General features: G+C 60.6%; 19 protein-coding genes. 12 read left to right on the top strand and 7 right to left on the bottom strand.

All coding sequences use genetic code 11. The features are described 5' to 3' along the window. Positions 1-282 precede the first annotated feature (282 nt). Both IVB22_RS28330 and IVB22_RS28325 read left to right on the top strand, forming a co-directional pair. The gene (locus IVB22_RS28330; protein WP_247520457.1) at positions 283-1,278 is read left to right on the top strand and encodes a GNAT family N-acetyltransferase; all 996 of its coding nucleotides are present in this window, start codon (positions 283-285) and stop codon (positions 1,276-1,278) included. Then, on the top strand, positions 1,229-2,599 hold the full coding sequence (locus IVB22_RS28325; RefSeq protein ID WP_247520456.1) for a lysine N(6)-hydroxylase/L-ornithine N(5)-oxygenase family protein: 1,371 nt from the start codon (positions 1,229-1,231) through the stop codon (positions 2,597-2,599). Before IVB22_RS28330 ends, IVB22_RS28325 begins: the two co-directional genes overlap by 50 nt. Here the strand turns inward: IVB22_RS28325 and IVB22_RS41705 are convergent. Next, on the bottom strand, positions 2,596-3,264 hold the full coding sequence (locus IVB22_RS41705; protein ID WP_247520455.1) for a 4'-phosphopantetheinyl transferase superfamily protein: 669 nt from the start codon (positions 3,262-3,264) through the stop codon (positions 2,596-2,598). The genes IVB22_RS28325 and IVB22_RS41705 overlap by 4 nt on opposite strands. A 376-nt stretch (positions 3,265-3,640) precedes the next feature. On the opposite strand from IVB22_RS41705, the gene IVB22_RS28315 reads away from it, so the two are divergent. Continuing rightward, the gene (locus tag IVB22_RS28315) at positions 3,641-4,060 is read left to right on the top strand and encodes a hypothetical protein (protein WP_247520454.1); all 420 of its coding nucleotides are present in this window, start codon (positions 3,641-3,643) and stop codon (positions 4,058-4,060) included. 140 nt (positions 4,061-4,200) lie between these two features. On the opposite strand, the gene IVB22_RS28310 is transcribed toward IVB22_RS28315, so the two are convergent. Both IVB22_RS28310 and IVB22_RS28305 read right to left on the bottom strand, forming a co-directional pair. After that, positions 4,201-5,124 (bottom strand): response regulator transcription factor, encoded by a 924-nt coding sequence (locus IVB22_RS28310; protein WP_247520453.1) that lies wholly within the window; start codon positions 5,122-5,124, stop codon positions 4,201-4,203. After that, positions 5,114-8,485, bottom strand: a complete 3,372-nt coding sequence (locus IVB22_RS28305) for an ATP-binding protein (protein WP_247520452.1) — start codon at positions 8,483-8,485, stop codon at positions 5,114-5,116. The genes IVB22_RS28310 and IVB22_RS28305 overlap by 11 nt, the downstream gene beginning before the upstream one ends. Positions 8,486-8,659: 174 nt before the next feature. Here IVB22_RS28305 and urtA point away from each other — a divergent pair, with 174 nt between their 5' ends. The 8 genes from urtA to IVB22_RS28265 all read left to right on the top strand — a co-directional run bounded on the left by urtA (position 8,660) and on the right by IVB22_RS28265 (position 16,398). Further along, entirely contained in the window at positions 8,660-9,919 is a 1,260-nt protein-coding gene (urtA, locus tag IVB22_RS28300; RefSeq protein ID WP_247520451.1) for an urea ABC transporter substrate-binding protein, read from the top strand. A 126-nt stretch (positions 9,920-10,045) separates the two neighbouring features. After that, positions 10,046-10,972, top strand: coding sequence for an urea ABC transporter permease subunit UrtB (gene urtB / locus IVB22_RS28295; RefSeq protein WP_247520450.1), 927 nt, complete (start codon positions 10,046-10,048; stop codon positions 10,970-10,972). Positions 10,973-10,987: 15 nt separating this feature from the next. After that, positions 10,988-12,133, top strand: a complete 1,146-nt coding sequence (urtC, locus tag IVB22_RS28290; RefSeq protein WP_247520449.1) for an urea ABC transporter permease subunit UrtC — start codon at positions 10,988-10,990, stop codon at positions 12,131-12,133. Positions 12,134-12,143: 10 nt separating this feature from the next. After that, the gene (gene urtD, locus IVB22_RS28285) at positions 12,144-12,899 is read left to right on the top strand and encodes an urea ABC transporter ATP-binding protein UrtD (RefSeq protein ID WP_247520448.1); all 756 of its coding nucleotides are present in this window, start codon (positions 12,144-12,146) and stop codon (positions 12,897-12,899) included. Positions 12,900-12,910: 11 nt separating this feature from the next. After that, entirely contained in the window at positions 12,911-13,600 is a 690-nt protein-coding gene (gene urtE, locus IVB22_RS28280; protein WP_247520447.1) for an urea ABC transporter ATP-binding subunit UrtE, read from the top strand. A 36-nt stretch (positions 13,601-13,636) separates the two neighbouring features. Next, positions 13,637-14,866 (top strand): formamidase, encoded by a 1,230-nt coding sequence (fmdA, locus tag IVB22_RS28275; RefSeq protein ID WP_247520446.1) that lies wholly within the window; start codon positions 13,637-13,639, stop codon positions 14,864-14,866. Positions 14,867-14,958: 92 nt separating this feature from the next. Then, positions 14,959-15,306, top strand: coding sequence for a zinc ribbon domain-containing protein (locus IVB22_RS28270; RefSeq protein ID WP_247520445.1), 348 nt, complete (start codon positions 14,959-14,961; stop codon positions 15,304-15,306). A gap of 51 nt (positions 15,307-15,357) precedes the next feature. Further along, positions 15,358-16,398 (top strand): aliphatic amidase, encoded by a 1,041-nt coding sequence (locus tag IVB22_RS28265; protein WP_247520444.1) that lies wholly within the window; start codon positions 15,358-15,360, stop codon positions 16,396-16,398. 174 nt (positions 16,399-16,572) lie between these two features. Here IVB22_RS28265 and IVB22_RS28260 read toward each other — a convergent pair whose 3' ends face one another. The 4 genes from IVB22_RS28260 to IVB22_RS28245 form a co-directional block, all read right to left on the bottom strand. Continuing rightward, a complete protein-coding gene (locus tag IVB22_RS28260) occupies positions 16,573-17,730 on the bottom strand; it encodes an NAD(P)/FAD-dependent oxidoreductase (protein WP_247520443.1) in 1,158 nt (385 codons plus the stop codon). Between the two features lie 122 nt (positions 17,731-17,852). Beyond that, the gene (locus IVB22_RS28255) at positions 17,853-19,946 is read right to left on the bottom strand and encodes a ferritin-like protein (protein ID WP_247520442.1); all 2,094 of its coding nucleotides are present in this window, start codon (positions 19,944-19,946) and stop codon (positions 17,853-17,855) included. Beyond that, entirely contained in the window at positions 19,943-21,277 is a 1,335-nt protein-coding gene (locus IVB22_RS28250; protein ID WP_247520441.1) for a radical SAM/SPASM domain-containing protein, read from the bottom strand. Before IVB22_RS28250 ends, IVB22_RS28255 begins: the two co-directional genes overlap by 4 nt. A 13-nt stretch (positions 21,278-21,290) precedes the next feature. Further along, entirely contained in the window at positions 21,291-22,466 is a 1,176-nt protein-coding gene (locus IVB22_RS28245; protein ID WP_247520440.1) for a hypothetical protein, read from the bottom strand. Positions 22,467-23,314: 848 nt separating this feature from the next. Here IVB22_RS28245 and IVB22_RS28240 point away from each other — a divergent pair. Then, positions 23,315-24,667, top strand: a complete 1,353-nt coding sequence (locus IVB22_RS28240) for a heme peroxidase family protein (protein WP_247520439.1) — start codon at positions 23,315-23,317, stop codon at positions 24,665-24,667. The last annotated feature ends 28 nt before the right edge of the window (positions 24,668-24,695 follow it).

Raw genomic sequence — 24,695 nt, 5'->3', positions numbered from 1 at the left:
TTTTGTTTTCCGAGAAAATTTGAATTTAAATTCGGAGACCGCGGAGGTTTGCCTCGAATAAGGCAGGCAATGTCCCGGCCAAGTCATTCATTGGTTTTGTAAGGAATCTAAACTGCGTGCGTTGGCATTTCTTGTCATCCTGCGCGGGAGTGATTTACATCGCACGCGTGAGCGCAAATCGCGTCTTGTTTCAAGCAATCACGTCAATGCGAGTGCCGTATGAACAAAGCGTCGAGCTCCGCGACAGATCCTCACGCGTTTCCGATCGGACCGCACGCCGGCATGACGGTCCTTCAGGACGGCGCAGACTTGCGGGTTATTGCAGACGGCGACACGGTGATGCGTCTGCGCCTCGATGAGCAACTGGACCATCTGAAGATGCTCGATGCTCCCGGCGATCCGCGATTAGCGGTGCGGGCGGCTTCGGCGGCAGCTGAGGCAATGTTCGGGTGGCGCCCCGGTCTCAATCGGCTTTTTCTGGATTCGGTCGGGGAACCTGTTGCACGTAGATTGCTGGACGATGGCCTTGCTGTCGTGGCCGGAAGCGACCTCGTGCTGCTCCCGGAGCTGACAATGCAGCGCCGTGACAACTGGCTGTCCGATGCCGCGCGGCCGCCAATGCCGCAACTCCACATCATGACCGACGGCAAACGTCATCCGCGACGGCCGCAAAAGCCAGTAGGAATGGTGTATGCCCGCTTCATCCCCTGGCTCGGCGAGGTTGTCTCGTTTCGAGTTGCCGATGTGGAGGATGACCTGCATCTGCTGCACCGGTGGATGAATGACCCACGCGTCGACGCCTTCTGGGATGAGGCCGGCGATCTCGAGAAGCATCGAAAGTATCTCTCCACCATTCTGGCCGATCCGCACATGTTGCCACTGATCGGCTGCTTCGGTGACGCGCCATTTGGCTACTTCGAGCTCTATTGGGCCAAGGAGAACCGTATTGCGCCGTTCTACGATGCCGACGATTACGATCGCGGCTGGCATGTTGTCGTCGGAGAGGATGCCTATCGCGGACGCCGCTACATCAGTGCGTGGCTGCCATCGCTGATGCACTACATGTTCCTGGATGATTGCCGAACGCAGCGAATCGTCGGCGAGCCGGCGGCTGCCCATTCGCAGCAACTCCGCAATCTGGAACTCTCGGGATTCGCGAAAATCAAGAATTTCGATTTTCCACACAAGCGGGCCACCCTGGTCATGCTGCTGCGCGAGCGCTTCTTTGGTGACCGGCTGTGGCTACCGGCGACGACCGGTCCGGCAACCACAGCCTAACGCGCAAACGGAGCGCAGTTTCATGTCTCACCAGCTTGCCATCGAGCACGATGTTATCGGCGTCGGATTCGGGCCGTCCAATCTGTCGCTGGCGATCGCGCTGGACGAGTGCGCCAGAAGATCTCGCTTGAAATGCACATCTCTGTTCGTGGAGAAGCAATCCCAATTTACCTGGCATGGGGGCATGCTCCTGCCGGGCAGCGACATGCAGATATCGTTTTTAAAGGATCTGGTCTCTCTGCGTGATCCGACCAGTCCGTTCACGTTTGTGAACTATCTGCACAAGCACGGCCGCTTGCAGGATTTTATCAATTGCCGAACGTTCTATCCGAGCAGGCTGGAGTTCAACGACTACCTGCGGTGGGTAGCGGCTCAGTTCAAGCCTCACGCGGCCTATGGCGAAACCATCGTCGCCGTCGAACCGGTGATGGCCGGACAATCCGTCACGTCCTTGCGGGTTTATTCGCGAACGCTTGCCGGCGGTGAAACGGTGCGGCTTGCGAAGAATCTGGTGGTCGCGGCGGGAGGCAGGCCGAATATCCCGGAGGTGTTAGCGAAGACCGTCGATGATGCCAGAGTTTTTCACTCCAGCCGCTACCTCGACACGGTCGATTCCGTTGGCCTCGGCGGGAAGGCTGCATGCGTAGCTGTCATCGGGGGAGGGCAGAGTGCGGTTGAGGTGACGGTCGACCTTCGCAGCCGTTTTCCGCACGCGAGCATTGACCTGATCTTCCGCGGCCATGCGCTGAAGCCGTCCGACAGCAGTCCGTTCGTCAACGAGATTTTCAATCCGGACTACACGGATTTTATCTTCGCGCAGCCTGGCGAGCGTCGAGATGCGATCGTCCGCAATTTCCGCAATACCAACTACGCCGTCGTCGACTCCGACCTCCTCGATCAGCTGTATCGCTTGCTCTACCAGCAGCGCATCAGCGGCACGACGGGCGTCGAGTTGCACCCGCGCAGCGAGATCAAGAGTGTGCGCGCGGCAGTTGAAGGCATCGAGATTGGAACGGTTGACAAGTTCAGCGGCCAGCATCGCCGCTCTTGCTACGATGCCGTCATCCTCGCCACCGGCTATGACAGGGAAACGCCGCACACGTTTCTGGAACCGATCCGGCGCTATATCCGCGATACCGCGGTCGACCGCAACTACAAGCTCGCGACCAGCCCCGCGTTTCGCCCGCAAATCCATCTCCAGGGATATTCCGAGTCATCTCACGGCCTGAGCGACACGTTGCTCTCCGTTCTGGCGACGCGCTCGCAGGAAATCGCCGAGTCTCTGCTTTCGACGATTTCGCGCCGCGAACTCATCGCCTAGACCTGCCAGATCGCGGGGGCGATCAGCCGCCATTGCGTGGCTGATCCAAGCGTAGCCGGCACCGAAAGCACTGCAGGTGACGGGCCTGCATCGACAATCACCGTATCAGGAGGAATCGCAAATCCGAGAGCTGCCGCCTTCAGTACCGCTTCCTTCAGAGTCCAGTAGCGCAGAAACAGCCGGGATCGGAATGCCGTTGGAGCCTTCCGCAGGGTCTTGCGTTCCTCTGCGGCCAGGACGATTTCGCTGATGGAATCCATATCGGCGATGTCACGCAACGGCTCGACATCGACCCCGACCGGCATGGATGCGGCTGCAACGGAAACCGCACCCCTGGAGTGGCTCAGGCTGAAGTCGATGTTCGGCGGGCCGGCAATGAGCACGGGCTTGCCGTGTGTGGACGGTTCGAACCGCAGGGCATTGGCAGGCTGCCCCACAAGGCTGCCCAGCAGAAGGCGAGCGCCAGCGTGCGCAGCCAGATAACTGATTCGATCCTCAATGTGCAGGAACCGCGCCAGACGATCGGCTTCCCCAGTGTCGATCACACTTGCAGCTTGCTCGAAACTGAGCGCGCCGGCGGAACCGCCGATGAAGTCCGGGGAGGGAGACACCGCGGCGAGCCACAGAGCGATCTCTTCCGGCTTTAGCTGCTCGACTGGGCTCACGATACACGGTTCCGACAGGCATCGGACGCGCAGTGCATCCTGCGGCGTCGTGCATTTGACTGCGATCGACCACGCGAGGGAGCGGCTTGCGCGCGCGATCGATAGCGATGCCGCAAGCGGTTCCTGTTCAGCCTTGCGAGAGTTCGCCATATCCATTGGCTACTCGATAAATGCACAACCGGAAGCAACTTTTGCGTGTGTTGGGCGTCACATGGAAAAGATCTGGCTTAGAATCCATCTAACCGAGGTCAGCAAGGCGATGTGTTCTTGCGACAAACATCGGCGGCGCTGGTAGATTCATTCTTAAACGCATCTGCGGAAGCTGCAGGTCAACGTGGAACTGACTATGACAAGATCCGTCCTTATCGAGCAGCAAATGGATATCTATTTGCCCGAGCGAATTGCAACCATACTGCTTCGCAGCCAGCATGCCGGGCTCGTCGGCAAGGAGCTGTCCACGCGCATCAATTATCTCCTCGAGATTGCATCGCTTCATACCAGGAGCGAGCTTCTTGAACAGCCGGGGCTGGGACGCCTGAGCCTGCACCGGATCGAAAAATGGATGAAATTCCATGGACGCCACCTTCGCCGCGACGAGGAGAGTCTGGACAGTGTGATCTGCCGTTTCGGCTTTCAGCAGGTGGTTATCGGGTCAAAGGCAAGCCGGTCCGCGTCTGCATCGGTTATCTCCCCCGAGGACAGGGACAAGATCTTGCACGAGATCCGTGCATGCAACTTGGGCGACGAACAGTTCCCCCGGCCGGAACGACGGATGTCGATGAGCCAGAGCAACTGAAGCGAACTGCCGCTGTCCCGCATAGAAGCGCGCTTTCGAAAGGGCTGGTAAGCGTGCTCGTCTGAATGTTTTCGGCGCCGACCGCCATACCAAATGAATGATCGGGAAGATTTGGTGCCGTGGGCATGTCCCGTTCGCTACTACTTCATGTTCCTGGTCTTGACCGCGATCGCCGTCGCAGCAGTGCGGTTCTCGACGCCAAGCTTGGAGTAAATTTGCTCGAGATGTTTGTCCACAGTCCGCGGCGACAATCCTAGAATTTGTGCGATGTCGCGGTTCGTCTTGCCCTTGGAAAGCCAGGACAGCACTTCGCCCTCGCGCGCGGTCAGGCCGAGCTCGCTGGAGAATTCCGCGGGCGTACCGGCGCCAGCGTCCTTGGCGAGCCGCAGCAAGAATTCGTTGGAGCCGAGCTTGCCCATATAGTGCAGCCGGAGCTGCTCGTTGCCCGGAAATGACACCATCGCCGCGTTTGAGGCGGCCTTGCCCGCTTTCGCCTGCTCGAGCCATTGCGGCATCGGCTCGGGCAACGCTAATTCGTCGTCCGCATTCGCGGTGAGTATGGCCGACAATAGTTTCTGCGCCTGCGGCGTCGCCCACATGATCTGGCCCGCGCTGTTCACCGCAAGCAGATAGCGGCCGGAGACGTCGAGGGCGGCGCGGGCGCTCTGCGTCAGCCGTGCGTTGGCGAGGTGCACGCGAATCCGCGCCAGCATCTCCTCGATCGCGATCGGTTTTGTCACATAGTCGACGCCGCCGGCCTCCAGCCCGCGGACGATGTGTTCGGTCTCCGCGAGCCCTGTCATGAAGATGATCGGCACGTTATCGAGGCCTGCGTCGCGCCTCAGCCGCCTGCAGGTCTCGAACCCGTCCATGCCGGGCATGACAGCGTCCAGCAGCACGATGTCGGGCGTGATCTGGTCGACGATCCGCATCGCAGCCGCGCCGTCGAGCGCGACCATGACCGTCATGCCTGCGCCGTCGAGCGCGTCGGTCAATAGCCGCAGCGTCTCCGGAGAATCGTCGACGACGAGGGCAACGTCGCGCTTTTTGGATTCAGTGATCATAGCTGTGCAATGTTTTCAAGGTCGCCATGTACTGATCGAGATCGAAGCGGTCCACCAGCGAGCGCATCTGTGAGACGAAATCGGCATGCTGGGGATAGTCGTTGCCGATCTCGTCGAGCTTGACCTGGATCGCGCGGATGTAACCCAGTTGCCCGAGACCAATCAGCTCCTCCACATACTTTACTGGCGGCCGCGATCCGGTTTCCGGTTTCCAGCGCGGCACTGGAATTTCCTCGGCCTCATATTGCCATTCGAGTTTTAGCAGCTGCCGAATGGTCTCCAGTAACCGGGGAATGTCGATCGGCTTCATCAGGTACCCGTCGTGGTACGGCTGCGCCAGCGGCGCACCATGCGCCTCCAGCGCGCTCGCCGACACCATCAGGATGCGGGCCTGATGATGGCCGTTCGCGCGCAGCGTTTCCGCCACCGTCCAACCGTCCATGCCAGCCATCGAGATATCCAGCAGGAACAGATCGGGTCGGCAGTGTTGCGCCAGCGCGAGGCAGCCGGGTCCATCGGGCGCGCTCAGGAGAATGAAGCCCAGCGGTGCCATCACCTCGCGCAGCAGGTCGCGATGGGTCGGATCGTCATCGGTAATCAAGATCGTCTTGCGCGGGCCGTGATAGCCGAAAATCGGCGCCTCCACCGGCGCGATCCTTGTCGGATTGGTGACTTCCGACAGCAGGATCTTGACGCGGAAAGTGCTGCCTTTGCCGACCTCGCTCGTCACCTTGATGTCACCGCCCATCACGCCCGCCAGCAGCCGGCTGATGGTGAGGCCGAGGCCGGTGCCGGTCTGCGGCTGCGACACGCCGAGCGCGCCGCGCTCGAACGGCGCGAAGATGCGTTCGAGATCGCTCGCCTGGATGCCGGGGCCGGTGTCGATCACCTCGAACTCCGCGACCGGGCTGCGGTAATGCACGACGAATTGCACGCTGCCGGCTTGCGTGAATTTCAGCGCATTCGACAGCAGGTTGATCAGAACCTGGCGCAGACGTTTTTCGTCGGCGTAGACCACGACGGGCAGCACCGAGGGCCGCTTGAAGACGAAGTCGATGCCCTTGGCGGCGGCCTGCACGCGAAACATGCCGACGAGCTGATCGAGAAATTCGCTCAGGCGCACCTCGTCGCGCGATAAATAGAGCCGGCCTGCCTCGATCTTGGAAATGTCCAGAATGCCGTCGATCAGCCCCGACAGATGGTCGGCGCTGCGGCGGACCACGCGCACCTGGTCGCGCGGCTTGGTGGCGAGGCCGGAATCCTGTTCCAGCAGTTGCGCATAGCCAGAGATGGCGTTCAGCGGCGAGCGCAGTTCGTGGCTCAGGCCGACCACATAGCGGCTCTTCGCCAGGTTCGCCGATTCAGCCACTTCCTTGGCGCGCTGCAGCTCGGCATCGGTGCGCTTGTGCGCGTCGATTTCCTGGATCAGGAGCGCAGTCTGCCGCCGCGTTTCCGCTTCCGCCGCACGGCGGCTCTGCTGTGCCAGCACGAACAGCCATGCCACCACGCCGATGATGATGGTGAGCGCGAAGAACACCTTCCAGAGCACGTCGGATAGCGCAGAACCGTCGACCGGAATCGTCGCGGATGTCTGCAGATAGATCAGCCCGAGCGTCAGGCCAACGAGGCCTGCGGACACCGCGAAAACGCCGAGATAATGCCCGAACTGCGAGTTGATCCGGGCATAGATCGGCTCCGGCAACAGCTTGCCGAGCGCCTCCGACACCTGTGCGCCGGCGCGCGCATGCGGCTTGCAGAGGTCGTGGCAGCGCGCGTCGAGCGAACAGCAGAGCGAACAGATCGGTCCGGCATAGGCGGGGCAGGAGGCCATGTCCTCCGGCTCGAACGAATGTTCGCAGATACAGCACTGGATCGCTTCGAGGTTCTGCCAGCTACGTTTGGGTTTGCGCGCGATGTAGTATTTGCCGTCGGTCGCCCATGCGATCAGCGGCGCGGTGACGAAGGCCACCGCCAGCGCCACGAAGGCGGACAGCGCCTTCGCTGTCGGTCCGAACAGGCCGTAGAACGCGCTGATCGAGACGATGGTCGCGATCGTCATGGCACCGACGCCGACCGGATTGATGTCGTAGAGATGCGCGCGTTTGAATTCGATCTGCTGCGGACGCAAGCCCAGCGGCCTGTTGACGACGAGATCGGCGACCAGCGCGCCGACCCAGGCAATCGCAACGTTGGAATAGAGCGCCAGCGTCTGCTCCAGCGCCTTGTAGACGCCGATTTCCATCAGCAGCAGCGCCACCATCACGTTGAATACCAGCCAGACCACGCGGCCGGGATGGCTGTGCGTCAGCCGCGAGAAGAAGTTCGACCAGGCGATCGAGCCGGCATAGGCGTTGGTGACGTTGATCTTGATCTGCGAGAGAATGACGAAGGTGCCGGTCAGCGCCAGCACCAGATCGGGCTGCGACAGCACGTAACGAAACGCTTCGAGATACATATGCGCGGGCTCAGCGGCGTGCTCGCTGGAGACGCCGTGGCTGAGCGCGAAGTAGGCGAGGAACGAGCCCAACAATAATTTGAGCGCGCCAAAGATGATCCAGCCGGGGCCGGCGCTCAGCAACGCGATCCACCATGAGGTGCGAGAGGTTCGGCGGTCGCGCGGCAGAAACCGCAGGAAGTCCACTTGTTCGCCGATCTGCGCGACCAGCGAAAACACCACTGAGGCGGCGGTTCCGAACAGCAGCAAATCAAGATGGCCGCCGGCATCGCCATGCTCGCCGGCGAATTTCCGCCACTCCGTAAATGAGTGCGGGTTGGCCCAGGCGATCGCGACGAACGGGAGGATGTGGAGGACGACCCAGAGCGGCTGCGTCCACAGTTGAAAGCGGCTGATCAAGGTGATGCCGTAGGTCACCACAGGAATGATGACGACGGCGCTGATGAGATAGCCGATCGGGCGCGGGATGCCGAAGCACATCTCCAGCGCGGCGGCCATGATGACCGCTTCGAGCGCGAAGAAGATGAAGGTGAAGGAGGCGTAGATCAGCGAGGTGATGGTCGAGCCGATATAGCCGAAGCCGGCGCCGCGGGTCAGCAGGTCGATATCGATGCCGCATTTTGCGGCATGGTAGGCAATCGGCAGGCCGCAAAAGAAGATGATGACGCTGACGACCAGGATGGCGACGGTGGCATTGGTCGCGCCGTAGTTCAGCGTAATGGTGCCGCCAATCGCCTCCAGCGCCAGAAAAGAGATCGCGCCAAGGGCCGTATTGGCGACGCGGGCCGCCGACCATCGTCGGGCGCTCTTGGCGGTGAAGCGCAGCGCATAATCTTCCAGGGTCTGGTTCGCAACCCATTGATTGTATTGGCGCCTGACGCGGTCAATCCGCTGCCGCCCTGCCACTGTGATGCTCCTGCCAGTTCAACTGACCTCCCGCGTAGCCAGCAAACTCCGTACCAAAACCTACGTCGCTATTTTGCGGTGCAATATACGCGATCTTACGTATCTGTGCAGTGCACAAATCTAGGCAATCCTCGCCTGACCAATAAGCGTTCTCGAACCAAAAATGGGGTGCTCATGTCAGACGAACCAAACAAGGGCCTGCAGTCGCCGCTTCGTCGCCAACTGCTGATGGGCGCGGCGGCACTGCCGCTCATTTCGATGCTTCCCCGGCCGTCATTCGGAGCCGGTCCCGCAACCTCCGTGGTCAACACCACGGGCCTCGCGGTCACCGACACGGAAGTCACCGTCGGCATCCTGCACTCGGCCACCGGCACGATGGCGATTTCGGAAACCGGCTCGATCCAGGCCGAAAAGCTCGCGATCGAACAGATCAACGCCGCCGGCGGCGTGCTCGGGCGCAAGATCAAGTTCATCCAGGAAGACGGCGCCAGCGACTGGCCGACATTTGCGGAAAAGGCCAAGAAGCTTCTCGTCAACGACAAGGTCGCGGCGATCATGGGCTGCTGGACCTCGGCATCGCGCAAGGCGGTGCTGCCGGTCGTCGAGCAGTACAACGGCATGCTCTATTACCCGACCTTCTATGAAGGCCTCGAGCAGTCCAAGAACGTGATCTACACCGGCCAGGAGGCAACCCAGCAGATTCTCGCCGGCCTGAACTGGATCGCCAAGGAGAAGGGCGCCAAATCGTTCTTCTTCATCGGCTCGGATTACATCTGGCCGCGCACCTCGAACAAGATTGCGCGCAAGCATGTCGAGAACGTGCTGAAGGGCAAGGTCGTCGGCGAGGAATATTACGCGCTCGGCAGCACCCAGTTCAATTCGGTGATCAACAAGATCAAGCTGACCAAGCCCGACGTGATCTTCACCGACGTGGTCGGCGGCTCGAACGTCGCCTTCTACAAGCAGCTCAAGGCGGCCGGCGTCGACCTCTCGAAGCAGGCGCTGCTGACGATCTCCGTGACTGAGGATGAAATCGATGGCATTGGCGGCGAGAACATCGCGGGCGCCTATGCCTGCATGAAGTACTTCCAGTCGCTCGACAATGCCAACAACAAGGCGTTCGTTCCCGCCTTCAAGAAGCTGTGGGGTGAGAAGACCGTGATCGGCGACGTGACGCAGGCCGGCTATCTCGGCCCGTGGCTGTGGAAACTGACCTGCGAGAAGGCTGGCAGCTTCGACGTCGACAAGATCGCCGCCGCCTCACCTGGCATCGAGTTCAAGGAAGCGCCCGAAGGTTACGTGCGCATCCACGAAAACCATCACCTCTGGTCGAAGACCCGGGTCGGGCGCGCCAAACTCGATGGTCAGTTCGAACTGATCTTCGAGACCGCCGATCTGATCGAGCCCGATCCGTTCCCGAAGGGCTATCAGTAAGCCCGCGGAGCTTCCCGCAAACTTTCTCCAACCGCTCCCTGGCGTGGACCGTCAATCCACGCTTCACGACCCCGCGTCGCGAATTCTCTCGCGACGCGGGACTTATCCCCTCGACGGAGAAGTCAGATGTTCGGTGATTACTCGATTGGCGATCTGGGCTCCATCTTCGTCATGCAGGGATTTGCAGGCCTGATCCTGTTTTCCGTTTACGTTCTGATGGCGCTCGGTCTTGCGATCATCTTCGGCCAGATGGGCGTTATCAACATGGCGCATGGCGAGTTCATGATCCTCGGCGCCTACGTCACGTGGATGACGTCAAACTTGTTCCAGAGCTATCTGCCGGGTCTATTCAGTGGGTACTTCTTTCTCGCGATGATCCTCGCATTCCTCGCCTCCGGCGCTCTCGGCATGCTGGTGGAGTGGGTGCTGATACGTCACCTCTACAAGCGGCCGCTCGATACGCTGCTCGCCACCTGGGGCCTCAGCCTGATGCTGCAGCAGGCCTATCGCTCGATCTTCGGCGCGCGTGAAGTCGGTGTCGAACTGCCGCAGTGGATGCTGGGCTCGCTCAAGGTCACGGACTCTATCGAGGTGCCGATCAACGGCGTCTTCGTGATGGGCCTGACCGTGCTGATCACCATCGTGGTCGCCTACGTCATGTACAAATCGCGCTGGGGCCGCCAGGTCCGCGCCGTCGTGCAGAACCGGATCATGGCGGGCGCCGTCGGCATCAACACCGCGAAAGTCGATCGTCTCACCTTCGCACTGGGCTGCGGCATCGCCGGCGTCGCCGGCAGCGCCTTCACCATGATCGGCTCGACCGGGCCTACTTCAGGCCAGCTCTACATCGTCGACACCTTCCTGGTGGTCGTGTTCGGCGGCGCCGCCAGCCTGCTCGGCACCATCGCATCGGCCTTCTCGATCTCCCAGACGCAGTCGACGCTCGAATTCTTCACGTCGGGATCGATGGCCAAGGTCCTGACGCTGCTCGCGGTTGTCGGAATTCTGATGCTGCGGCCGCAGGGTCTGTTCGCCCTCAAGGTCCGCAAATAACAAGAGGGCTGAGCCATGACCGACAATCGCTTTACCAATCGATCGGAGCTTATCGGGATCCTGGTGCTCGCCGTGTTCCTGGTGGTGATCCTGCCGCTCTGTCTCGATGTCTTCAGGCTCAACCTTGTCGCGAAATACCTCACCTATGCCTTTGTGGCGCTGGGGCTGGTGATCTGCTGGGGCTATGGCGGCATCTTGAGTTTGGGGCAGGGCGTGTTCTTCGGTCTCGGCGGCTACTGCATGGCGATGTTCCTCAAGCTCGAAGCGTCGAGCGTCGAGAACACCAAGATCCAGTCGACCCCCGGCATTCCCGATTTCATGGACTGGAATCAGATCACCTCGCTGCCGTTGTTCTGGCAGCCCTTCCACAGCCTCACCTTTACCATCGCCGCCGTCATTCTGGTGCCGGGCCTATTTGCGTTGGTCATCGGCGCTGCGATGTTCAAGCGCCGCGTCGGCGGCACCTATTTCGCCATCATCACGCAGGCGGTCGCGGCGATCCTGACCATCCTGATCGTCGGTCAGCAGGGCTATACCGGCGGCATCAACGGCATGACCGACCTGCGTACGCTGAAGGGCTGGGATATCCGTCCCGACCACGCCAAGGTCGTGCTCTACTTCTTCGAGGTAGGCTTGCTGTTCATCTGCATTCTGATTGCTCAGTTCATCAGGCACTCGAAGCTCGGCCGTATCCTGGTCGCGATGCGCGATCAGGAAGACCGGGTCCGCTTCTCCGGCTACAGTGTCGCCAATTTCAAGATCTTCGCCTTCTGCGTCGGGGCCATCTTTGCCGCCATCGGCGGGGCCATGTTCGCGCTGCAGGTCGGGTTCATGTCGCCATCCTTTGTCGGCATCGTGCCATCGATCGAGATGGTGATCTATACCGCGGTCGGTGGCCGGCTCTCGATCCTGGGCGCGGTCTACGGAACCATGCTCGTCAACTTCGCGAAAACAAGCCTTTCGGAATCCTTCCCCGAGCTCTGGCTGTTCGGCCTCGGCGGACTGTTCATCGCCGTGGTGCTTGCTTTCCCGAACGGCCTCGCCGGCATCTGGCAGGATCATGTCCAGCCGCGGATCGACCGGCTGATCTCATCACGCAAGCCGAAGTCCGAGAGCGGCTGGACCGATAATTCCGTCGCCGACGGCGCGCCGGCAGAGTGAGGAGGACATCATGCTCATCGGTCATCAGCCAAAACCCTTCCTGCTCGCGGTCGAAGGACTCACGGTGTCCTTTGACGGGTTCAAGGCGGTCAACGATCTCTCCTTCTATGTCGAGGAGAACGAGATCCGCGTCATCATCGGCCCCAATGGCGCCGGCAAGACCACGGTGCTCGACCTGATCTGCGGAAAGACCAAGGCCACCTCAGGCTCGATCGCGTTTCGCGGCAAGGAGCTGACGAAACTGAAGGAGAACCAGATCGTGAAGGCCGGGGTGGGGCGTAAGTTCCAGACCCCGTCGATCTACGACGATCTTACCGTGTTCGAGAATCTCGAGATTTCATTTCCACGCGGCCGCACCGTCTTCGGCGCGCTGACATTTACACGCGACGCCGTTGTGCGGGACCGGGTCCATGAAGTCGCTGAAATGATCTTCCTCAAGGACCGCCTCGACATGAGTGCCGCGCTGCTTAGCCACGGCCAGAAGCAGTGGCTCGAGATCGGCATGCTGCTGATTCAGGACCCGGACTTGCTGATGCTCGACGAGCCAGTGGCCGGCATGAGCGTGAGCGAGCGCGCCAAGACCGCCGAACTGCTCAACCGCATCATCAAGGACCGCTCCGTGCTCGTGATCGAGCACGACATGAAGTTCGTCGAGGACATCGCCCACAAGGTCACGGTCCTGCACCAGGGCCAGATCCTGTCGGAAGGCACGATGGAGAAGGTGAAGAACGATCCGAAAGTGATTGAAGTCTATCTCGGACATTAAGGAGCGTGTCGATGCTGGCTATTTCGAATCTACACGTCGCCTATGGCCAGAGCGAAGTGTTGCACGGCCTCAACGTGTCGGTGGCGCCCAACGAGATCGTTGCGATCATGGGCCGCAACGGCATGGGCAAGACCACGCTGATGAAGTCGCTGATGGGGATCGTGCCGACCAAGAGCGGCTCGGTGAGCATGGAAGGCGCCGAGCTCAGCGCGCTCCCGAGCTACGATCGCGTCGCCAAGGGCCTTGCCTACGTGCCGCAGGGCCGCATGATCTTCTCCGCCATGACGGTGAAGGAGAACATCGAGACCGGTCTCGTGGTGTCGGGCGGGTCCGAGGTGCCCGAAGACATCTACGAACTGTTTCCGGTGTTGCTGGAGATGAAGGGGCGCCGCGGCGGCAATCTTTCCGGCGGTCAGCAGCAGCAGCTCGCGATTGCGCGTGCGCTCGCCACCAAGCCAAAAGTGCTGCTGCTGGACGAGCCGACCGAGGGTATCCAGCCGTCGATCATTAAGGACATGGCGCGCACGCTGAAACGTATTCGCGACGAGCGCGGTCTGTCGATCGTGGTGTCCGAACAGGTGTTGAGCTTCGCGCTCGATATCGCCGACCGCGTGCTTGTCATCGAGAACGGCGAGATCGTCCGCGACGACCCGCGCGACAGTGTCGATGCCGCGCAAGTGTCGAAATATCTGTCCGTCTAATTCGTAACCGTGCTGTTCTAAAAAGGGGAGCTATCGATGCCAGAGACACTGATCAAGGTCGATCTTTCGAAGTCGGCCTACGACAACGACATGATCCACAACCGGTGGCATCCCGACATCCCGATGGTTTCGTGGGTCAAGCCGGGTGATGATTTCATCATCGAGACCTACGACTGGACCGGCGGCTTCATCAAGAACAACGATTCCGCCGATGACGTGCGCGACATCGACCTGTCGATCGTGCACTTCCTGTCCGGCCCGATCGGAGTCAAGGGCGCCGAACCCGGTGATCTGCTGGTGGTCGACCTGCTCGACGTCGGTCCGCTGAAGGAGAGCCTCTGGGGTTTCAACGGCTTCTTCTCCAAGCAAAATGGCGGCGGCTTCCTGACCGATCACTTTCCGCTGGCGCAGAAATCGATCTGGGACATCAAGGGCCTCTATACGTCGTCGCGTCACATTCCCGGCGTGAACTTCGCAGGCCTGATCCATCCCGGCCTGATTGGTTGTCTGCCCGATCCGAAGTTGCTGGCGACATGGAACGAACGCGAGACTGCGCTGATCGCGACCAACCCGACCCGCGTGCCGGGCCTCGCCAATCCGCCCTTCGCTGCGACGGCCCACGCCGGCCGCGCCAAGGGCGATGCCAAGGCCAAGGTCGGCGCCGAAGGCGCCCGCACCGTGCCGCCGCGTGAGCATGGCGGCAATTGCGACATCAAGGATCTGTCGCGCGGTTCGAAGATATTCTTCCCGGTCTATGTCTCCGGCGGCGGCCTCTCAATGGGCGATCTGCACTTCAGCCAGGGCGACGGCGAGATCACCTTCTGCGGCGCGATCGAAATGGCCGGCTGGCTGCATATCAAGGTCGATGTCATCAAGGACGGCGTCGCCAAATACGGCATCAAGAATCCCGTGTTCAAGCCGTCGCCGATCACGCCGAACTACAAGGACTATCTGATCTTCGAGGGCATCTCTGTCGACGAGGCCGGCAAGCAGCATTATCTCGACGTGCACATCGCCTACCGGCAGGCCTGTTTGAACGCGATCGAGTACCTGAAGAAGTTCGGCTATTCCGGCGCGCAGGCCTATTCGATCCTGGGCACGGCGCCGTGTCAGGGCCACATATCAGGCGTGGTCGACGTGCCAAATGCCTGCGCCACTCTGTGGCTGCCGACGGAGATTTTTGACTTCGACATCATGCCGTCGTCGGCCGGTCCGATCAAACACATCACGGGCGATATCCAGATGCCGATCTCGCCGGACAAGTAATCCCTGCGCGAGAAGGATGCGGGACGGCTTAAGCGTGCCGGCCGCCCCGCATCCGACGTCGTGATCTTCCAGCCATCGCGCAAGGAAACCAGATGCCCGTCTACGAATATCTCTGCAACGATTGCGGCCCGTTCACGGACATGCGGCCGATGGCCGAATGCGACGATCCGCAGGGCTGCCCGCGCTGTGAGACTGAATCGCCGCGCGTGATCCTGACCGCGCCGGCGTTCTTCTGCATGCCGTCGGAAAAGCGGAAAGCGATCGCGACCAACGAGCGCAGCGCCAACGCGCCGAAGACACTTGGGGAATACAAGGCCTCGCACGGCCCCGGCTGTGGCTGCTGTTCAACCGGAAAGAAGAAGCCGGCGCGGCTGGTGACGAAGACAAAGGGCGGCGCCAAGGGCTTTCCGACCGCGCGTCCATGGATGATCAGCCACTGACGCGCGGTCCTGCGCGTCAGGAAACTCAAACCAGAACAAGAGGCGATCCCAATGCTTCACGGTGACATTTCCTCAAGCAACGACACAGTTGGCGTTGCTGTCGTCAACTACAAAATGCCGCGCCTGCACACCAGGGCCGAGGTGCTCGATAACGCGCGCAAGATCGCCGACATGGTGGTGGGCATGAAGACCGGGCTGCCGGGCATGGATCTCGTGATCTTCCCGGAATATTCCACTCACGGCATCATGTACGACTCAAAGGAGATGTACGAGACCGCCTCGCAAGTCCCCGGTGCCGAGACCGAGATCTTTGCCGAAGCCTGCCGCAAGGCTAAGGTGTGGGGCGTGTTCTCGCTGACCGGCGAGCGCCACGAGGAGCATCCGCACAAGGCGCCGTACAACACCCTGATCCTGATGAACGACAAGGGCGAGATCGTCCAGAAGTACCGCAAGATCATGCCATGGGTACCGATCGAAGGCTGGTATCCCGGCAATTGCACCTATATGTCCGAAGGGCCGAAGGGTCTGAAAGTCAGCCTGATCATCTGTGACGACGGCAACTTTCCTGAAATCTGGCGCGACTGCGCCATGAAGGGCGCCGAGCTGATCGTGCGCTGCCAGGGTTACATGTATCCCGCCAAGGAACAGCAGATCCTGATTTCCAAGGCGATGGCCTGGGCCAACAATGTCTATGTGGCGGTCGCCAACGCCGCCGGCTTCGACGGCGTCTATTCCTATTTCGGTCACTCCGCCATCATCGGCTTCGACGGCCGCACGCTCGGTGAGACCGGCGAGGAGGAATACGGTATCCAGTACGCGCAATTGTCGAAGCACCTGATCCGCGACGCGCGCCGCAACGGCCAGTCGCAGAACCACCTCTACAAGCTGGTGCATCGCGGCTACACCGGCATGATCAACTCCGGCGAGAGCGCCAAGGGCCTCGCGGCTTGCCCCTACGATTTCTACTCGAAGTGGATCGCCGATCCGGAAGGGACGCGCGAAATGGTCGAGGCGATGACCCGACCGACCGCGGGCACGGACGAGTGCCCCATCGAGGGCATTCCGAACGAGATAACGGCGAGCAACTACTAGACAGTCGAAACAGCGCGCCACACGCACCGACGTCGTTCCGACCCTGAGCCGGGACCGCTAACCGACAGACTTGGATGTCCGCGGAATGGCGGTTATGGAATAAGCCTCGGCTGCAATCGACAACTTATCCCGGAGCAAATGATTGTCTTCATTGTCGCCGTGACGATGAACCGTTCACGCTTGCTTCAGGTAGGGTCGCTTGACGTGACAAACGTTCTTGGCGCTGTGGCCGGCATCGGGATCCTCCAGAACCAGAAGGGTCGAACCCTCGTCACGGTTGGAGGTCGTGAGCTTCTCCATTGCTTGTGCGATTGACTCGACTTCCCCTTCCCACGGCGCCGCATGTCGGATTTTGCTGTAGTAGCCGCGGCAGTGCTTGAGATGACTCGCAAAAGCGCGCGTTGTCCGAAGTTCGAAATGCTTTAGCGCGTCCTCGGTTGAAACCGTGACGGCCGCGGAGTTGGCCACGGCGACTGCCAGGATGGCCGACTTCACGCCGTGCCCAACGCCGTCACCGCATAGCGGGTCCAGCGTCATGAGTGCGTCCCCGACAGGCAATCGGCTGGCCCGGATTGGTTGGGTATGAAAGGACGGTGCAATCGGGATCACGGAGGTCGCCAGATCAAAGAGATCTGGAACTTTCTCCACTAGCTTTGCCAGGAGGGAATGGTCCGACGCATCGTTCTTGATTTTCTCCGACAAGGTGCCGCTTATCTCGGGTTCAGGAGTCGCGATCTGAAGGCACAGTTGTTTCGACCCGAGCGGGAAAAGGAAACACCAGTAGCCGATGCCGGCGTGCATCTCGGCAAACTCGGCCGCGCCGTGATCGATCGAGATCGGCTCCCAGACCCGCATTTGTCGGCGACCCGAATAGCGTCGGGGGAAGTTCGAATTGCGTCCCCGCGCATCGATAACGAACTGCGCCGATCGAGCTGGGGTAGGCTCCTGAGCGCTCAAGGTGCTTCCCGAGCTTACGGAACCCAAGTGTTCTCTCGAGAACTTCTCTAGCATCGTCGCCGCGAGCGATGAGCTTTCGAGCGCTACGAGCGGTTCCAATACTTCTGCCGCGGCGTCGGTATCCCAAATCACTCTCCGGCTCGCCAAGCGATAGTGGGTTGCTGCGGTGACAATGTCGCTGTCCCAGATATCGTTAATGAGCTGCACCGTGCGGGCTGAAAGTGTGACCCATCGGGTGGAGGTCGGCACGGGTCCGGCGACTTCAACTTCCCAGCCGCTATGAGCAAGAAGGCGCGCCGCCGTCATGCCGGAGATCCCGGCACCAAGAACCACCGCCTGACGAGATTTGGATAGTGAGGCTGTCATCAATGCCAAGTTGACCGTCGTGACTGCGGCACGGCGCGAAACTCCATCACCTTTTGCTCGGGGCGGTTAGGAAAACCTCCTCCAATCCGAGGCTCGGAAGCGGGGCGGCGCCGAATTGCGTGGGCACTGAATTATGGTACGTCCGACTCCGATTTCATGATGCTCAGGAAGCGCGTGCGCACGCGCTGCATGGCTGAGGCCGAATGCGCCGCCAGCATTTGAAGGTCCTTGTCTGCGGCACTTGCGTGAGCCCTGTTCAAAGCGTCTAGAGGTCCGGTGGCCGCCTCCACGATTTGCGTGAACGACGGCTTTGCACTGCCTGTGAGAGGAGGCTTTGGAACGGACATGTCCAAAACAACCAGCTTGTCCGCAACCGTTTTCTGCCGCGCCAACGCAAAGCGGCCGAGATTGCGCTCGGCCAGAACCTGCGGCACTGAAAAGAGCGGTGCGCCACGGGCGTTGATGAGCGCCTGGATCTCAACGTCCATGCTATCGACCATCGCGATCCGCGTCGCCTCGATGAGGTCTCCGTGCTCCGCGTCCCCGCGCCCGAAGACGATCAAAAGGAGGTTGAGGATCACCTCGTAGCTCCGGTTCACGCGTGTCTCGAATTCTTTCGCGACGTGTGCAGGCTCCAAGGGAGCTGGGTTGGGCGGCAACTGCAAATGCCCATTCGCCGGGCCGGGCGGCAACAATTGCTTCACGCGCAAGAACCGGTGATAGTGATCGTAGCCCTCATCGATGATCAGTTTGATGAGATGCAATATCCTGTCCTTGACGTCCTGCGAGATTTCTGAGCTGCGTTCGATGCTGAAAAGCAGTCGCGTGTACATCCCGTCGATCGTGTCCGGTCTCGTTTCGGGATCTACTTCTTTGCTCGGTCTTTCGACGGCGATGAACCAGTCAATCTGCTCCTCTCTGGCGGGAATGAGCGCAAATGTGTGGTCCAGGAACCGGCCGTCATGGTCGAGATCGATCGTCTTGTCCGCGCGTGCGAGAACAGGTGCATGACCCAGAAGCACCAGTATTTCGTTCACCCACCGGAAGTGCCGCATCTCGTCGATGGCGACGCTCAGGATCGTGTTGGCCGCCTCGTAAAGCCTGAGCGCGGGCTCGTTGGTGAGATCAGGCCGCCTTCTTGGCGCGGCAACCGAGTAATAGGCGTAGAGGTACTCGACCATCAGCGCATGCTCGATGCTGGCGAGATAGGATAGCCGCGCGAGAATGGAGCCGACATCGGGCAACAATTGATCGTCCGGAATGGGGCCGACCGGTTTCGTCACGTACTTTGAGGCTTCGACGTCGTTGAGTACGACCGGCAATGATTCCCATTCGTTGATCAACTCGGCGTGGTTCATTTGACGCGGCACGCGCTCCGGGCCAGGCAGCGCATTGCCTACCGCATCGCTTGTTCGTCCGCGCGTCCATTCTTCGAGGGCGACCACGGGAGCATGCTGCGGCGGCTCCGGAACACCATTCGCACCGGTTCTCACGCGCTGGAAATTGTAGATCTGGGGTCCACTCTCGCTGACGGCGACCATGTCGGGCTTGTTCGACGCCCAATACCAGCATCCGCAGTCGGTAAAGTCATATTGCCACGGCGCACAAAGGCTCCGGGTCAGGTCGCCCGCTTCGAAGACGGAAGGATTGATCACGCCGTCGACGAGGTACTCTGACCGACGGCCGAACAGCACCACCAACCTGGAAGCGCCGAACGATATCGCAGTGTTGTTGCCAGTCTGAAGCGCCTGTTGCACCTGATCATCGATTTGCGCGGGCGTCGTTTGTCCTGCAGCGCGCGGTGGGCCCAGGACGATGGCGACGTCGCCCGCCTCCAGCTCGCGGAGTATTTGCCAGATCTCGGTGCCACCCATTCCGAAGAGGGGAAACGTGCTAACCTCCACCTGCCCGGATCCATCCATCGTCGGGAAGTTGCCCCGGACGTGCCATAGGGTCAGTCCGGCTTCCCGGTCTGCCTCCGTGATGGGATAATCACGCGTCGGATCAAATGAACGGAGCCACGCGGCCTCGTCGTGATGCAGCTCGAAAACGAGGCCGGGAAAAAACTGCTTTTCCAGGTTGCGATGGTCGAATTCGAGCCCGGGAAACGTGTTCTCGACTGCGTCGTCCGGCCTTGTCGTGACCGGGTTGCCCCGCACGAGAAAGTCCGAATGGGCTGTCTGATTGAGCGGGAATATCTTTCTCTTCTGGAGTTCGCCAGTCATCGCGCAGCTCCGGGCTGACCAAAATGACGGTCGGGATTTTCGAAGTACCCGGGGGCACTTCGCGAAAGCTCCGCGTAGGCCGCAAGGCAAAACTCCAGCCAGGCACGGATATAATCGCAACCTAGTCTTCCGCGGCGCGCCACCTCATGATAGCAGCCACCGCCGCACAGATAGCGCGCCCAACAGGACTTGCACGGCTCCTGCCGGTCAACATGCATGTTCCGCAAGTGCACGCTGCGCCGTGTTTCGTTCAAACCGCTTTCCAGATCGCCGAAGCGGAATTCGGCATCGTCAACCAAACGGTGACAGGCGAAATAGTCGCCCTTGGATCCAACGCTCATGTAGCCGGCTCCGGCCCCGCAGGGGTAAGGCCGATGCGTCCCCCGATGTATCTCCTGCAGAGCGGTCTCGAAGTTGCTAAAAGGAAAGCGTCGTGCGCCCGATATGGCCGCCTTGGCGTGTTCGCCGCAGGCGATCATCTCAGCAGTGAATTCGACCAGTGAAGCGCCGTTGAAAGCGGGAAACCCCGTTGGCGCCGCCAAAACCGGCGCGAAGCCCGCTTCATCGACGCCGAGCGAAAAGAAGTGTTCGAGCAGGGGAAGGAGCGCTCCTGACAGAGGGCTAACTGTTGCACGGATGGAGATGTGCCGGGGGCGATGTCGATCGGTCAACAGCCGCAGTCCATTGATTGTGCGCTCGTAAGCGCTCTGTCTTCCCGGCAATCGTCTCTGCCGGTCGTTGGTCGCAGCATCCCCATCCAGGGACACCGTCACGCTGAATGGGTAGCGCCCAAGTAGTTCCGCGTCCGCCTCGGTCAGCAACGTGGCGTTCGTGGTGAGCGAAAATCTCGGCCGATGTCCGGCCTTGCGCGCTCTATTGTCGGCATAAGCCGTGATTTCGTGGACCAATGAGCGATTCACGAACGGCTCACCGCCCATGAAGCCAATTACCAGATCGCTGTTGGCGGGCGCAGAGTCGATCAATTGGTCGACAGCGTGGCGAGCTACGGCTTCACCCATCAGGCTCGCGTTGCCGCCGAAGCGGCCGCGATCGGCGTAGCAGTAACCGCAACTCATGTTGCAGGCCTGCGCCACGTTGAGCGAGATGGACCGCAGGGCAGGCGGCGAGATCGGCTCGAAGGATATGTATCTGCGGCGTCCAAGTCCGCCGAGCAGGCCGGAAATGCTCTCCGGCAACCGTCCGCGCGCGAGGTCGGCCTCGATGCCGCGAGCCGTGTCGTCGTCGATATCGAACAGGCGGCTTCCGTCTGCTAGAAACAGGTGGGTGCCTGCGGCGCTTCGTACAACACGTATTTCGGCTTCCGCCTGCATGTGGGCACCCCGCTCAGCTGATTAACCCTTCGGATCGCAGCGCCGCGACCCAGGACGTCAACATCTCGTATTGCCGCTGCGTTACGTTCATGGGGCCGCCGTGAGAGCCGCGCATCAGGGGAGGCATACGACGGTCGTAATCTTGAAAACCGTCGCGCGGCTTCCGAATCCACTTGTCAAGCAATGCGGGATCTTCTCGAAGCCGGTCGCGCAAATACTCGATGGCGACGTAGCGCCGATGTTTGCGACGACCTGCGAACGAAACCGGAAGCGCATCCGCGCGATGCGCGGTAGGAGCGATCTGGTCCTTGGTCGGCCAGATAGTGCCGATCGCGGGCTGATCGCGGTCGCCGCTGACGGGGCGAAGACGTCGCGGCGGCGGCCGCGAGCCATGCCGCCGGTCGAGCTCGGTGTCCTTGTTCATCGAGTCCGACGTTTCGAGGGCCCTCTCGAAAAGATCGCGCACCAACGCATTCAATTCGCCCATGGGAATGCCCGCCCTGATCGCGGCGCGATCGATGCGATCGGCGAGGCCGTCTTGAATTGAAACCGGATGGCGGCGGTCGGGTGCGAAATCCGGAGGGCCGACAGCTATGCGGGCGCTCGCTTCGCGGCCGCCGATGGAGCAACTGATGATGCCGTCCGTTACATCGTCCAGCAGTCCCAAACATCGGCCCTGCTGCGGGCTCTGGTCGTCCAGGAACATCGCATGTATCAGCGACGGCACTTTGCGATTGTCGTCGCGTATCGCGGGCAGGCCGACGGATGATCCAAAAAGATAGCTAGCCCAGTGCGCGGCGGGATTTAGAATCAGCCGGCCGGGCAGCTCGAATGCCGCCCATTCGTCTGGTCGCGTCTCTCTTGCGATGACCTCCTTCAGATTGGTGGGACCATAGGCAAGGCCGGCAGGCGGGTAGAACCGCAGCCTCAATTCGGGGAAATCCGCAGTTGGCTTGGACAGCTGAATTGCGCCCACCGCAATGCTCTCACCATCAGGAATCAGTCGAAGCGCCCGATCGCCTTGCGGCGACACGGCTCTGAGTTCATTCCGCGTTGTGTTGTCGCCCGCGAAATCGGCGATGCATTCCACGCGGTCGCTGTCGGCCAACGTGAACTGGTAGGCCTTCAAGTTCGCAAGCGATATTTTCCAATGCATATCGGCGGTTGTCAGGCCGAATTTTCCGAGCACTTCGGGCGTGATCGGACCTTCCTCGGTCCTCCCGTCAGCTTGCCATCGTCCATGGAGTTCAAAAAAAGGACACACGGGCCGAAAGCGCCAAGTACCGTCCGCATCCCGATCCTTGAAAATGATCTCAGACCCCGCAGGGATCACACGCACTTCACCGTCCGCTGACAGATCCAGGGACTCCAAAGGCACAAGGGTAGTCTTGCCAGAGCCGCCCGGCGAAGTGTCGCTCGGACCCCACTCGAAGTTTCCGCAAGGAACGCTACTTGATCCCAATCGCGCAACCGCGATTGGCGGAACAATCCATAAGCTCTCTATCACCTACGCCCCCTCAAAAAGCGAAGTGTGAAGCCTGGAAAACACTCTCAACGATTGCATTTATTTGCAGTTGTGTCACCATCAAACTTCTTCTTGCGATCCAGTTCATCGTTACGACGTCTACGAAACGTTTTTTTTGATCGCCCAGTCTACCAACGCAGTCCGCGAGCCGGGTTCTCAAAGGTTTTTCCGAGCGCGTCACGGAGCGCGACCTCGAGCATCGATTTCGCCACGACTCCTTGAGCTTGCGGTTCTCCTCGTTGGCAACGCACTCGTCGCGAGTTTTTAACTGAACGAACACGCTGTAGGTCAAAATTGCAGAGGAGGCGCAAATGGCGCGTCGCGGACATGGCGAGGTGCGGGACAGTAGTGTCGTCGCCGCTTCGATTGCGACAGTGAGAAATTTTGCGGCCTCGGTAGGGCTGTCTCCGTCAGCCTCTACCTTCGGCTACATGTTCGACTTTGAGGGCGAAGACCACCGGCTGCCAACGTCGCACGAGACCGTCGAGGCGCTGAAGCAACTCGGCAGCGTGTTGTTCGATCGTGACGAGACGACGACCGCAAGCGAGGCCAGGGGCGATAGCTCGATACCGGCTGCCTACACTTATTTCGGCCAATTCGTCGACCACGACATCACGTTCGATGAAGGTTCCGGCGACATGGCGACGCTTTCCGCGCCCGACCTGAAGCCGCTTTCATCGCTCGCTGCTTTGAGCAACAGTCGGACTGCCCACCTCGACCTCGACAGCGTGTACGATGCGCCCAGAGCCGGCGATCGAATGCTGCTGTCTACGGTAACGAAGCTCAACGGCACGACGACACCCTTGCTCCGACCGCCCGGCAAGGCGGACCAAAACGATCTTCCTCGGGAAGGTCGTTCCGAAGATCCACGTACGGATCGCGCTGCCCGAATTGGCGATCCGCGAAACGATGAAAATCTCATCGTGTCCCAACTACATGTCGCGTTCCTCAAGGCGCACAATGCGCTGGTGGCGGGTGGCATGAACTTCGAGGCTGCGCGCCGAGCGATGCGCCAACGCTATCAGTGGATCGTTCTGCACGACTTCCTGAAGCAGGTTTCCGACGAGACCGTCTTGAGCGATGTCGTCGCGTACGGACCGAAGTTCTGGAAGGTGGAGCAGCCTGGCAAGCTCTTCATGCCAGCAGAGTTCGCCGCTGCCGCCTATAGGTTCGGTCATTCGATGATCAGGACGAGATACGATTTCAATCTCAATTTTCCCAATGCGACCTTGTCTCTGCTTTTCACGTTCACTGCTCTCACCGGGCAGCTCGGCGAGAACTTAGGCCTTCCGACGGCCGATACGCTGCCGGAGAACTGGATTATCCAGTGGGAGCGCATTCTTCCCACAAACGCAGGCAAGCCGCAATTCGCGCGGACGATTGATGCTCGTCTGACGGATTTCACGTTCAAGCTGCAAGACACGTTCGGAAAGCCGGAAGGCGAAGGCAATTCAAACCCCGAAGTCGTGCGGGTCGCCCCGCAGCTTGCAATTCGCAACCTGCTGCGCGGATATCTGTTTGGGCTTCCGACCGGGCAAGCCGTAGCAAGGGCGATGAACATCACACCGCTCTCGGGCGATGCATTTCTCAAGGCGCTGCCCAACGAGGAGATCAGGGCAAAGGCCATCCCGTTCGCGGAGCGCACGCCGCTCTGGTTCTACATTTTGGCGGAGGCCGGTGACCCTGCAGGAGCGGCGGGGCGGCACCTCGGGATGGTTGGCAGCCGGATTGTGGTTGAGACCTTCTGGAATCTGATCCGGCATTCCGAGGACTCAATCCTGCAGCCGGGGGCGAAGCTGGACTTTGACTCATTTACGCTCGTGGATTTGATCAACCTGGCCGCCAAGGAGGATGTGCAGGCCTAACAATTGATTGGGGGAAGATTGATTTGCG

The organism is Bradyrhizobium sp. 190 (genome assembly GCF_023073415.1).
GTDB lineage: Bacteria > Pseudomonadota > Alphaproteobacteria > Rhizobiales > Xanthobacteraceae > Bradyrhizobium.
Note: the sequence above shows the minus strand (reverse complement) of the source record. Positions and strands in the feature narration are given on the sequence as shown.

Coding starts and splice junctions, on each gene's coding strand:
- IVB22_RS28255 (WP_247520442.1), bottom strand. CDS start 19,946: ATGACTGGCGAACTCCAGAAGAGAAAGATATTCCCGCTCAATCAGACA.
- urtB (WP_247520450.1), top strand. CDS start 10,046: ATGTTCGGTGATTACTCGATTGGCGATCTGGGCTCCATCTTCGTCATG.
- IVB22_RS28270 (WP_247520445.1), top strand. CDS start 14,959: ATGCCCGTCTACGAATATCTCTGCAACGATTGCGGCCCGTTCACGGAC.
- IVB22_RS28250 (WP_247520441.1), bottom strand. CDS start 21,277: ATGCAGGCGGAAGCCGAAATACGTGTTGTACGAAGCGCCGCAGGCACC.
- IVB22_RS28265 (WP_247520444.1), top strand. CDS start 15,358: ATGCTTCACGGTGACATTTCCTCAAGCAACGACACAGTTGGCGTTGCT.
- urtD (WP_247520448.1), top strand. CDS start 12,144: ATGCTCATCGGTCATCAGCCAAAACCCTTCCTGCTCGCGGTCGAAGGA.
- IVB22_RS28330 (WP_247520457.1), top strand. CDS start 283: ATGACGGTCCTTCAGGACGGCGCAGACTTGCGGGTTATTGCAGACGGC.
- urtC (WP_247520449.1), top strand. CDS start 10,988: ATGACCGACAATCGCTTTACCAATCGATCGGAGCTTATCGGGATCCTG.
- IVB22_RS28315 (WP_247520454.1), top strand. CDS start 3,641: ATGGATATCTATTTGCCCGAGCGAATTGCAACCATACTGCTTCGCAGC.
- IVB22_RS28310 (WP_247520453.1), bottom strand. CDS start 5,124: ATGATCACTGAATCCAAAAAGCGCGACGTTGCCCTCGTCGTCGACGAT.
- urtE (WP_247520447.1), top strand. CDS start 12,911: ATGCTGGCTATTTCGAATCTACACGTCGCCTATGGCCAGAGCGAAGTG.
- urtA (WP_247520451.1), top strand. CDS start 8,660: ATGTCAGACGAACCAAACAAGGGCCTGCAGTCGCCGCTTCGTCGCCAA.
- fmdA (WP_247520446.1), top strand. CDS start 13,637: ATGCCAGAGACACTGATCAAGGTCGATCTTTCGAAGTCGGCCTACGAC.